The 11290-nt window shown below is 70.8% G+C and carries 9 protein-coding genes; 3 read left to right on the forward strand and 6 right to left on the reverse strand.

Annotation, left to right across the window (positions count from 1 at the left end):
• Window positions 1-155: 155 nt before the first annotated feature.
• Window positions 156-3317 (reverse strand): efflux RND transporter permease subunit, encoded by a 3162-nt coding sequence (locus J7U37_RS16415; protein ID WP_247636408.1) that lies wholly within the window; start codon window positions 3315-3317, stop codon window positions 156-158.
• The gene (locus J7U37_RS16420) at window positions 3307-4386 is read right to left on the reverse strand and encodes an efflux RND transporter periplasmic adaptor subunit (protein ID WP_247636409.1); all 1080 of its coding nucleotides are present in this window, start codon (window positions 4384-4386) and stop codon (window positions 3307-3309) included. The genes J7U37_RS16415 and J7U37_RS16420 overlap by 11 nt, the downstream gene beginning before the upstream one ends.
• Before the next feature lie 397 nt (window positions 4387-4783).
• Here J7U37_RS16420 and J7U37_RS16425 point away from each other — a divergent pair, with 397 nt between their 5' ends.
• Window positions 4784-5713: a DMT family transporter gene (locus J7U37_RS16425; RefSeq protein ID WP_056487119.1), complete on the forward strand. Its 930-nt coding sequence runs from the start codon at window positions 4784-4786 to the stop codon at window positions 5711-5713.
• A 29-nt stretch (window positions 5714-5742) separates the two neighbouring features.
• Here J7U37_RS16425 and J7U37_RS16430 read toward each other — a convergent pair whose 3' ends face one another.
• The 3 genes from J7U37_RS16430 to J7U37_RS16440 all read right to left on the reverse strand — a co-directional run bounded on the left by J7U37_RS16430 (window position 5743) and on the right by J7U37_RS16440 (window position 7579).
• Complete coding sequence (locus J7U37_RS16430; protein ID WP_247636410.1) at window positions 5743-6252, reverse strand: AAA family ATPase; 510 nt, start codon at window positions 6250-6252, stop codon at window positions 5743-5745.
• Window positions 6253-6393: 141 nt separating this feature from the next.
• A complete protein-coding gene (locus J7U37_RS16435) occupies window positions 6394-7005 on the reverse strand; it encodes a flavin reductase family protein (RefSeq protein WP_247636411.1) in 612 nt (203 codons plus the stop codon).
• A 10-nt stretch (window positions 7006-7015) separates the two neighbouring features.
• Window positions 7016-7579, reverse strand: coding sequence for a nitroreductase (locus J7U37_RS16440; protein WP_056185493.1), 564 nt, complete (start codon window positions 7577-7579; stop codon window positions 7016-7018).
• Between the two features lie 226 nt (window positions 7580-7805).
• Here J7U37_RS16440 and J7U37_RS16445 point away from each other — a divergent pair, with 226 nt between their 5' ends.
• Together J7U37_RS16445 and J7U37_RS16450 are read left to right on the forward strand one after the other, a co-directional pair.
• A complete protein-coding gene (locus tag J7U37_RS16445) occupies window positions 7806-8729 on the forward strand; it encodes a hypothetical protein (protein WP_056185490.1) in 924 nt (307 codons plus the stop codon).
• 29 nt (window positions 8730-8758) lie between these two features.
• Complete coding sequence (locus J7U37_RS16450) at window positions 8759-9142, forward strand: hypothetical protein (protein ID WP_247636412.1); 384 nt, start codon at window positions 8759-8761, stop codon at window positions 9140-9142.
• A gap of 104 nt (window positions 9143-9246) precedes the next feature.
• Here J7U37_RS16450 and thrS read toward each other — a convergent pair whose 3' ends face one another.
• The gene (gene thrS, locus J7U37_RS16455) at window positions 9247-11274 is read right to left on the reverse strand and encodes a threonine--tRNA ligase (protein ID WP_056185484.1); all 2028 of its coding nucleotides are present in this window, start codon (window positions 11272-11274) and stop codon (window positions 9247-9249) included.
• Window positions 11275-11290: the final 16 nt, after the last annotated feature.

Genomic DNA, 11290 nt, shown 5'->3' on the forward strand with positions numbered 1-11290 from the left:
CTTATGCGAACGGCATTCATGGGGTCGGGAACGAGGCTCTGAACCCGGGTCCGGGACGGTTGTCCGGCCGCTGTCCGGTCCGAGATCCGGCGCCCTGGTCCCGGCACCCTGGTCTACGCCGCCGTACCGTCCGGGTCGCCCCGGGCGAGGGCGTTTCAGGCAACCGGTTCGAGCGCCCTGCCCCGCGCCGTGCCGAAGCGCGCGAAGCGTAAGCTCAAGGTCGGCAGGATCAGGAGGTTGAGCACCGTCGAGGTGGCGAGGCCGCCGAGGATGACGATGGCCATCGGACCCTCGATCTCGCGGCCGGGCTCGCCGGCCCCCAGCGCCAGGGGTAGGAGGCCGAGGCCGGTGACCAGGGACGTCATCAGGATCGGCACCATCCGGTCGGCGGCCCCGAGTACCGCGGTGTCCCGGTTCCAGGCCTGCCCCTCCTCCACCACGAGGTGCTCGTAATGGGCGATCATCATGATGGTGTTGCGCAGGGAGATCCCGAACAGGGTGACGAAGCCGACGATCGAGCCGAGCGACAGGACCGCGCCGGTGGCGAAGACGGCCAGCACCCCGCCCACGAAGGCAAAGGGCAGGTTGACCAGCACCAGCATCAGGTTGCGCAGGCTTCCCGTGACGATGGCCAGCAGCAGCACGATGCCGAGGCCGGCCAGCCCCGAATAGACCAGGAGGTCGCGCCTGGCCCGCGCCTGCGCCTCGGCCGAGCCGGCGAAGCTCACGTAGGTGCCGGGGGGCAGGGCCACCTCGCGGGCGATCTTGCGCTTGGCATCCGCGACGAAGCCGGCGACGTCGCGGCCCGTGACGTTGGCGGTGACCGCCTGGACCCGCTGCGCGCCCTCATGCTGCACCTGGTAGCGACCGGAGGTCTCGTAGATGTCCGCCACCTGGGCGAGGCGCACCACCCGGCCGCCGGAGCCGCGCAAGGGCAGGTCGCTCAAGGACGAGAGCCGTCCGCGCGTGGCCGAATCGAGGATGACCAGGACGTTGAACACCGCGTTGCCCGCATAGGTCTGGCCGACGATGTCGCCCTGGTAGGCGGTGCGCACCACCTCCATCACCTCGACGGCCGAGAGCCCCCAGTGGCGCAGGTCGTTGGGCCGCAGGCCGACATTGACCTGGGGGAGGCCGGCGGGAGAACTCTGCTGGATATCCGCCGCGCCCCGCACCTCGGCGAGTTCGCGGGCGATGTCGCGGGCGGCCGTCTCGATCGCCCCGAGATCGTTTCCGAAGACGTTGATCACCACCGGGGCGGTGAAGCCCGAGACCGTTTCCTCGATGCGCTCGGTGAGGAACGTCTTGAGCGAGAAGGCGGCGCCGGGAAAGCCCGCCATCACGGCCCGGATGCGGGCCTCGGCCGCCCCCTGCCCCGCCCCGTCGAGGCCGGGTTCGAGGTCGATGTGGATCTCGCTGTAATGGGTGCCGGCGGTGTCCTGGCCGGCTTCGGCCCGACCGATCTGCGACGCCACCGCCCGGATGCCCGGGATCGCCTTCAGTTCGGCGGTGATGCGGCTGCCGAGCCGCATGGATTCCTGCAGCGCGGTGCCGGGCGCGGCCGCCAGGTGCAGGATCAGGTGGCCCTCCTTGAGATCGGGCAGGAAGGTCGAGCCGAAGAACGGCACGACCGCGGCGCCCGACAGGGTGACGAGGAGGCCGCAGGCGATGACGAGGCGCGGGAAGCGGTCGATCCGGGTCAGCAGGCGGGCATAGCTGCGCCGCGCGACGCGCATCACCGGCGGATCGCGCGTATCGGCCTCGCGGCGCCCGGTGAGCAAGCCCATCGCCAGCGCCGGGGTCACCGTGAGGGCGACGGCGAGCGAGGCCACCACCGCGAGGATGTAGGCGAGGCTCAGGGGGCCGAACAGCCGGCCGGCGATGCCGGAGAGCGCGAGCACCGGCAGGAACACCAGTAGCACCGCGATGGTGGCGTAAGCGACCGCCGTACGCACCTCCAGGATGGCGTCGAGGACCACCCTCCCCTCGGGCCGCGGGCCGCCGAGGCGGCGGTTCTCGCGCAGGCGCCGGACCACGTTCTCGACGCCGATCACCGCGTCGTCCACCACCTCGCCGATGGCGATGGCGAGACCGCCCAGCGTCATGGTGTTGAGGCTCTCGCCGAGCGCCTGGAGCGCCACCACGGCGGCGATGAGCGAGAGCGGGATCGCCAGCGCCGAGATCACGGCGGTGCGCCAGTCGTACAGGAAGACGAACAGCACCACGATCACCAGGATGCCGCCGAGCCCGAGGGCCTGGAGCACGTTGCCGTTGGCGATGGTGATGAAGTTGGCCGGGCGGAACAGGTCGGCGTGCAGGGTCACGCCGTCGCGCGTCAGGGAAGGGCGCAGGTCCTCCAGGGCCGCCTCGACCCGGGCGGTGACCGCCCGGGTGTTGGCGCCGTACTGAGCGCCCACCATGAGGAGCACGCCGGGCCGGCCGTCGACCAGGGCGGCGGAGATCGCCGGCTCACCGGTGGCGACCACGGTGGCGACGTCGGCCAGGGTCACGCTGGCCCCGCCCTCGTTGATCAGCACGGTGCGGGAGACCGCCTCGGGGCTCAGCGACTGGCCGTCGGTCTGGAGGGCGATGCGCTGGTTCGGGGTATCGACGAAGCCGGCGCCGCGCACGCCCGTGGCCTTGCGCGCGGCGGCGAGCACGTCGTTGACCCCGATGTTGAAGCGCACGAGGTCGTTCGGGCGGATCTGCACCTGCAGCGAGCGCACCGCACCGCCGTAGACCGAGACCTGGCTGACGCCCGGCACGGCGAGCAGGCGCAGGCGGACCGTCCAGTCGGCGAGCGTCCGGAGGTCCATGTCGGAGCGCGTCTGCGTGGTCAGGCCGACCAGCAGCACCGTGCTGGTGGCGGAGGTGAGCGCCGTCATCGCCGGCGGCAGCACCCCTTGCGGCAGGCGGCCGGCCAGGGCGGTCAGCCGCTCGGTGACGAGCTGGCGCACCCGGTAGACGTCGCTGCCGGCCCCGAAGGTCACGGTGATCACCGACAGCCCCTGGATCGAACTCGAGCGCAGGGAGACCACCCCCGGCAGGCCGTTGACCGCCACCTCCACCGGCTGGGTCACCAGCACCTCGACCTGCTCGGGGTTGAGGCCGGGGGCCTCGGTCTGGATCACCACGGAGGGGGGCGCGAATTCCGGGAAGACGTCGTACTGGGCATCCGCCAGCACCACGAAGCCGTAGGCGGCCAGCGCCAGGCTGAGCGCCAGGACGATGCCGCGAAAGCGCACCGCGAAGGCGACCAGCGCCGCCTGGGGGCCGCGGGGTCCTTCGGGGCCGGAACCCGGCGCCTCAATCGTCATCGACACCGCCCGAGACCTGCAGCTGGCTCTTCATCTCCTCGGACAGGAGCGCCTGCGCCCCCGAGAGCACGATCTCGGTGCCGCCGGGCAGATCCTCCACCACGTAGGCGTCGGCCGACATCGGCGTGTCGGCCTTCAGCCGGTGGCGGGCGAAGGCGTCGGGGCCGACCGCCCGGTAGATCCAGGCCGCCCCCTGCCAATGCACCACCGCGTCCTCGGGCACGCTCAGGCCCGTGACGCTGCGGTCGGCCGCCAGGAAGGCTAGCATGCTCATGCCGGGCAGGAAGCCGCTGTCGCCCGGCACGGTGTAGAAGAAACTCAGGCCCTGGATGCGCGGGTCCGTGCGGGTGGCGGGCGAGACGTAGACCAGGGCCACCCGGGCGCTCTGGGGCGGCACCTCGGCGAAGGCCGCGGCCGGCGGCCCCTTCAGCGACTCCCCCGGCGGCAGGGTGACCTGGACCAGGAAGTCGGTCCGCTCGATCAGCCGGGTGACGATGGCCGAGCGCTCGACGATGGCCCGGCCGATCACTGGTCCCCATTCCTGCTGGGCGGTGGCCGAGAGGGTGCGCACCTGCGATTCCGCGGCCGCCAGCGCCGCCTGGTCGGTCTGGGCGGTGCCCCCGGCCGCCTCGACCTGCACGGTGGTGGCATAGGGGCCAAGGGTCCTGGCCCGCTGCAGGGCGCTGCGCGAGACGTCCGCACGGGCCTGGGCGGTCTGGAGCGCGGCACGGGCGCTGGCATAGGCATTGGTCAAGTCGGTGACCCGGGCGAGGTCGAGGACGCTGCCATAGGCCTGCAACTCCTCCCGGTGGGCGGCCAGGGGACGGGCCTCGGTGACGAGGCCGATGCGGGCGCGCTCGGCGGCCGAGAGGCGCACCACGGTGCGGCCCTCCTCCACGGCGGTGCGCTGGGCCGGCAGGTGCGCGGGCTTCTCCGGCCCGGGGCGGGCCTGGAGGGCTTCGAGACGCTCGCGCAGCTCGCCGAGGAGGAGGGCGCCCTGCGGCGACACGGCGAGGCCGCCGAGACCGACCGCCAGGACGCCGACGAGAAGGAGGGATCGCCACGTCACCGGATGTCTCGCCCTCCCCCCTTGATCCGCGGTCGTATCGCCGCTGTGTTCCGCCCGGCATAACGGTGTTCACCCGCAGAGGGAATCGGCCTGCCGATCGATACCGGGGGATGGGTTCGGGCGCGGTTTCTCGCTTGGCTGCGGTTTCTCGCCTGGCCCCGGTTTCTCGCCTGGCCCCGGTTTCTCGCTTGGCTCCGGTTTCTCGCTTGGCCCCGGTTTCTCGCTTGGCCCCGGTTTCTCGCTTGGCTCCGGCTGTGGCCCCTGTTGATCAATGGGCGGCGGCCGCGGACGGATTTCGATGGCGGCGTTGCGCCGGACGGCCTGTCCCCGCGCGGCGGGGCGGGCTATCCCCCGGTCGCCGGCCGTGAGCCCGGTCGAGCCCAGGGAGATCCGCCCCATGTGCGTCCCGGAGACGCCCGCCGGACGCGCGGCCGAGCCCGCGGCCACGGCCTACCCGCTCCTCGTGTTCACGATGCTGCTCTGGGGTGGCAACGTGGTGGCGAGCAAGTGGGCGGCCGGCGAGGTCTCGCCCCAGGTGCTCACCTGCCTGCGCTGGGCCTTCGCCTGCCTCGCCCTGGCGTTGCCGGCCCGGGCCGGGCTCAAGGCGGAGTGGGGCCAGCTCAAACCCCACTGGCGTTCCGTGCTGCTGATGGGGGCCTGCGGGTACACCCTCTATGCCAGCCTGTTCTACGCCGCCGGCCTGTTCACCACCGGTATCAACATCGCCCTGTTCCAGGGGGCGATCCCCGTCCTGGTCATCCTCATCAATTACGGCGTCCACCGGGTGACGGTGACGGGTGCACAGGTCCTCGGCGTCGCCGTCACCCTGGCGGGCGCCGTGGTGGCGGCCACCCACGGCGACTGGCGGGTGCTGGCGACCTTCGCGTTCAACCGGGGCGACGTGCTGATGCTTTTCGCCTGCCTGCTCTATGCCGGCTACACCGTGGCGCTCGCCGGGAGGCCCAAGGTCTCGGGCCTGAGCTTCTTCACGGCGGTGGCGCTCTCCGCCCTCGTGACCTCCCTGCCGCCGCTCGCCGCCGAATGGGCCCTCGGCCACACCATCTGGCCGACGCCGAAGGGCTGGGCCATCGTGCTGTTCGTGGCGCTCGGCCCCTCGCTCCTCGCGCAGCTCGCCTTCATGCGCGGCGTCGAGCTGATCGGCCCGAACCGGGCCGGCCTGTTCGTCAACCTCGTGCCGATCTTCGGGGCCGGGCTCGCCATCCTGCTCGTGGGGGAGCCGTTCCGCTGGCACGAGGGCCTGGCGCTCGCCCTCGTCATCGGCGGCATCGCCATCGCGGAGCGGGTGGGGCGGCGGCGCTTGCGGTGAGGCGCCGGCATGCCCGCTGAGGGACGCCGTTAGAGGTCACCGAGGAACTGCGCGATCTGGTTCCGGTCTCTGAGGTGCACGACGCGGTTCGGGGCGACCCAGCGTGCCAATTCCGCATCCACACGGCCGCGCTGGGCGGCATCGAAGCGCCACGCGTAGCGAACAAGATTGATCGCGTTGCGAATGTCGCCTTCCGCGCATCCCGCCGGCAGATCGGGTCTGGCCTTGAGCCGTGCGCTCCTGATCAGGATGCGAATGGCGCAGGTCAGACGAGGGGTTTCAAGCCAGATATTGAGGTCGGCGACAGGAACGCGCAGGTCGAACGTTCGGTTCGAATAGTTGCCTTCACAAATCCAAGTCTCGCCGCTCAGGGCGTTGGCGACGCGCCGCCGAAAAAGATCCGCATCAGCCTGTTGCCAGCCCGGCTCCCAAAAAAGCTGGTCGAGATGAACGACCGGAATCTGCAAGCGTTCACCGATCAAGCGCGCGAACGTGGACTTACCGCTGCCGGAATTGCCTAGGACGTTGATCCGCTTCATCGGCTGACGATCCAGTCCTATGGCCGCAGACCCAACATCGTCCTCGACGATCGCTAATGAGTCAACGACAGCGTGTTGTCAGACCGTTTGCACGCTCGACCTGTATTTCCATCAGCGGGATGTTCTTGGGGTGAAGAGGTATTACCCACCCCCGCCCACCGGCCGGCGTAGCTCGAACCGAGTCTCCGATTCCGCCGTGAAGTAGTCGAAATAGCCGCCGCGCAGGAGCGGCCGCATGGCGCCGGTGTCGACGAGGCCGTCGCGGATGAAGCGGTCGTCGATGTAGATTGAGACCACCTGCCCGATCACCAGGAAGTGGGAGGCGTCGCTGCCGTCGAGCGGCGTGAGCGGCACGGTCTGCAGCCACTTGCACTCCAGGGCGGCCGGCGATTCGGCGACCCGGGGCGGACGCACCTTTCGCGATGGCGCCGGGGTCAGGCCCGCGAAGGCGAATTCGCTCTCCCCGCGGGGCAGGGGCGCCGAGGTGGCGTTCACCGCTTCGCGCAGGTCGTAGGTCGCAAGGTTGCAGACAAACTCGCCGCCCTCCTCCGCGAAGGTCATGGCGTCCTTGCGCCCGGACGAGGAGAACATGACCATGTCGGGGCCGGCCGCCACCGCGTTGAAGTACGAGTAGGGCGCGAGGTTCACCGCGCCGTCGCGGTTCATCGCGCTGATCCAGCCGATGGGGCGCGGGGCCACCAGGGCCTTCAGCGGGTTGTGGGGCAGGCCCTTGGTCTCGGCGTCGTAATGCATGGCTGCGCCCTCAGAGCCGGGTGACGATGTCGGCGAGCGCCGGCCGGGGCCGGTCGGGCGGCACCTCCTGCGGGCGCCCGATATGGATGAAGCCGGCGAGCCGCTCGCGGGGTTCCAGGCCGAGAACGTCGAGGATGCGGCGGTCGTAGGCGAACCACTCGGTCAGCCAGGCCGTGGCGAAGCCCGCGGCGTTGGCGGCGACCACGAGGTTCATCGAGACCGCACCCGCCGACAGCACCTGCTCCCATTCGGGAATCTTGATGTGCGGACCGGCCCGCGACACCACCGCCACCACCAGGGGGGCGAGCGCGAGGCGGTTGCGCTCGAGGTCGAGGCGGACGGCGTCGGCCTCCGGATGGTCGGCGGCGTAGGCCTCGGCGATGGTGGCGCCGATGCGGGTGCGGGCCTCGCCCGCGATCACCAGGAAGCGCCAGGGCGCCAGCTTGCCATGGTCCGGCACCCGCGACGCGAGGGTGAGGATCGTGTCCAGTTCGGCCGGATTCGGGCCGGGCTCCTCCAGGCGGAGCGGCGGAACCGAGCGACGGGTGCGCAGGAGATCGAGGGTGGCGTTCATGGGACCCTTGTGGTGAAATCCGCCGGACGGAACGGGGGCCACGGGGCGGGGCCGCCGCGCACACGCGATTCTGGCCTTGCCGCCGCCATCTTGGCCCCGCCATGGTCCGGCGCCGGGCGCGACGCCTCATGACGGATCGAGAGATGGCGCCGCTCGGGCCGCGATTCGAGACATGGCGCCTCGGCGCCGGATTGGCAACGCCGCGCCGGGCGCGGAGGAGTGACGGATGGTACGGGCTGGAAACCGGTGGGGTCTTCTGAGCGGCGCCCTCCTGATCGTCGCCGCGCTGCCCGCCGGCGCCCAGGACGGCAACGCCTTTCACAACCGCATCGGGCCCAACCTCCCCTCCCCCTCGATGTCGGACCCGTCCGTGCCACCGCTGCCCGAGATGGCGAGCGCGGCCCTGAACCTGACGGCGGTGTTCGCCGGTGGCGACAAGCCGCTGCGCTCGGGGCTGGCCTGGCGCATCTACGAGGACCGGCCGGACGGGGCCAAGCCCGGCATCGTCGCCCGCTCCGAGGCGGCCGAGCCGAGTTTCACCCTGCCGCCCGGCAGTTACGTCGCCACCGTCACCTACGGCTATGCCAGCGCCTCGCGCCGCATCGCGATGGCGGGCCAGCCCGTCGCCGAACAGCTCAAGGTCAGCGCCGGGGCACTGAGGCTGTCCGGCGCCATCGGTGACGTGAAGCTCAGCGCCGACCAGCTCGCCTTCTCGGTCTTCGTGCCGATCGGGACGAATTCCGAGGGGCGCCTCGTGCGCAGCGGCGTCAAGGCCGGGGAACTCCTGCGCCTGCCCGAGGGCACCTACCACGTGGTCTCGACCTATGGCGGCTCGAACGCGATCCAGCGCGCCGACCTCAAGGTGGAGAACGGTAAGGTCACGGACGCCACCCTCAACCACCGGGCCGCCACCCTGACCCTGAAGCTGGTGGCGGCCGAGGGCGCCGAGGCCTTCGCCGGCACCGCCTTCAGCGTGCTGACGCCGGGCGGCGACACCATCCGCGAGGCCATCGGCGCCTTCCCGCAGGTGACCCTGGCGGAGGGCGACTACGTTCTGATCGCCCGCCACGACGGGCAGGTCTACACCCGCGAGTTCAAGGTCGAGAGCGGCCTGAACCGCGACGTCGAGGTCCTCGCCAAAGCCGGCTGAGGCGAAACGTCCGGAGGGACATCGCACGGATGACGCGACTGGCGATCGGCGCCCTCACCCTGCTCCTGGCAATGAGTCCGGCCCGCGCCGAGGTCACGGACGGCTCCGACCGGGAGATCGGTCCGGACATCACCGGCCGGGTGATCGCGCTGCTCGGCCAGGGGCTGAAACATCCCGCCGCCGCCCGCTACAGCGGGCTTCGCGCCGGTCGCGCGGGGGCTGTCTGCGGCGCGGTCGACACCCCCAACCGCATGGGCAACCCGGTCGGACCCCGCCGCTTCGTCGCCGACCTCGCGGCGGGCATCGCCGGTATCGTTCCGGACGGGCCGGAACTGCGCAATCCGGCGACGCCGCAGGATTACGCGGCCATGCAGCGCATCCTGGCCCTCTACGCGGCCAGTTGCGCCACCTGATCCGGGCCTCTCCGGACAACGTGGGCCGGAGGGAGCCGGACAGACTTCCGAGGCTTTCGTTTGTCGTATCGGGATAACCGGTTGCCCCTGATCCCTGACAAACGCTACGGCGTCGGCGCCTCGCCGTGCTGGGCGTCGAGGGCGACGTTCGCGCTCGGCACGGTCTCGGCCACCGCATCCGCCCGGATGCGGTCCGGCGCAGTCGCCTCCGCCACCAGGGCCGCCAGGGTCTCGTCGAGGCCGCCGGTGCGGGTGTGCTGGCTGCCCAGGCGCCGCACCGAGACCGTGCGCTCCTCGCCCTCCTTGCGGCCGACGACGAGCATCACCGGCACCTTGGCCAGCGAATGCTCGCGGACCTTGTAGTTGATCTTCTCGTTGCGCAGGTCCGCCTCCACCCGCAGGCCCAGACGGGTCGCGGCGGCGACCACCTCGCGGGCGTAGGGGTCGGCGTCCCCCGTGATGGTGGCGACCACCACCTGCACGGGCGCCAGCCAGAGCGGGAAATGCCCGGCGAAATGCTCAATCAGAATTCCGGTGAAGCGCTCCAGCGAGCCGCAGATGGCGCGGTGGACCATGACCGGGGGCTTCTTGCCGCTCTCGGCATCGACGTAGAAGGCGCCGAAGCGCTCCGGCAGGTTGAAGTCGACCTGCGTCGTGCCGCATTGCCAGTCGCGCCCGATGGCGTCGCGCAGCACGTATTCGAATTTCGGCCCGTAGAAGGCGCCCTCCCCCGGGTTGATCGCGGTCCTGATCCGGCCGCCGGACTGCTCCTCGATCTGAGAGAGGACGCGCGTCATCACCTCCTCGGCATGGTCCCAGAGCGCGTCCGAGCCGACCCGCTTCTCCGGCCGGGTCGAGAGCTTCACCACGATCTCGCCGAAGCCGAAATCGGCATAGGTGGAGAGGATCAGGTCGTTGATCTTCAGGCACTCGTCGGCGAGTTGGTCCTCGGTGCAGAAGATGTGGGCGTCGTCCTGGGTGAAGCCGCGCACCCGCATCAGGCCGTGCATGGCGCCCGAGGGCTCGTAGCGGTGGACCACGCCGAACTCGGCCATGCGTAAGGGAAGGTCGCGGTAGGATTTCAGGCCGTGCTTGAAGATCATCACGTGGCCGGGGCAGTTCATGGGCTTGAGCGCGAACCAGCGCTTGTCCTCGGCCTCGTCGCCGGCGCTCTGGGCCGCGAACATGTTTTCACGATACCAGCCCCAGTGGCCGGAGGTCTCCCACAGGGCCTTGTCGAGGATCTGGGGAGCGTTGACCTCCTGGTAGTCGCCGCGCAGGCGCCGGCGCATGTAGGCGATCAGCTCCTGGAACACGGTCCAGCCCTTGGCGTGCCAGAACACGACGCCCGGCCCCTCCTCCTGGAAGTGGAACAGGTCCATCTCCCGCCCCAGGCGCCGGTGGTCGCGGCGCTCGGCCTCCTCCAGGCGGTGCAGGTAGGCGTCGAGGTCTTCCTTCGAGGCCCAGGCGGTGCCGTAGATGCGGGTCAGCATCGGGTTGTTGGAATCGCCCCGCCAGTAGGCGCCCGCCACCTTCATCAGCTTGAAGGCGGTGCCGACCTTGCCGGTCGAGGTCATGTGCGGGCCGCGGCAGAGGTCGAACCAATCGCCCTGGCGGTAGACCTTGAGGTCCTCGCCGGGCGGGATCGCGTCCACGAGTTCGACCTTGTAGGCCTCGCCCTTCTCGGCGAAGAGCGCGCGGATGTCGTCGCGCTTCCAGACCTCCTTGGTGAAGGGGGCGTCGCGCGCGATGAGCTCGCGCATCTTCGCCTCGATCTTCGGAAAATCCTCGGGCGTGAACGGCTCGTCCCGGGCGAAGTCGTAGTAGAACCCGTTCTCGATCACCGGCCCGATGGTGACCTGCGTGCCCGGCCACAGGGCCTGCACCGCCTCCGCCAGCACGTGGGCGCAATCGTGCCGGATCAGCTCGAGGCTGCGCGCGTCGGTGCGGTCGAGGAACTCGATGCGGGCGTCCTGCGCGATGAGGTCGTCGAGGTCGCGCACGGTGCCGTCGAGCGCCATGGCGACGGTGCGCTTGGCCAGGGATTTGGCGATGCCCTCGACGACGGCGCGGCCGGTGATCGCGGCCTCGTAGCTGCGGGTGTTGCCGTCGGGGAAGGTCAGGGTCGGCATGGCCGAAGGCTCCTTG

The sequence above is a fragment of the Methylobacterium sp. 37f genome (assembly GCF_023093475.1).
Taxonomy (GTDB): Bacteria; Pseudomonadota; Alphaproteobacteria; order Rhizobiales; family Beijerinckiaceae; genus Methylobacterium.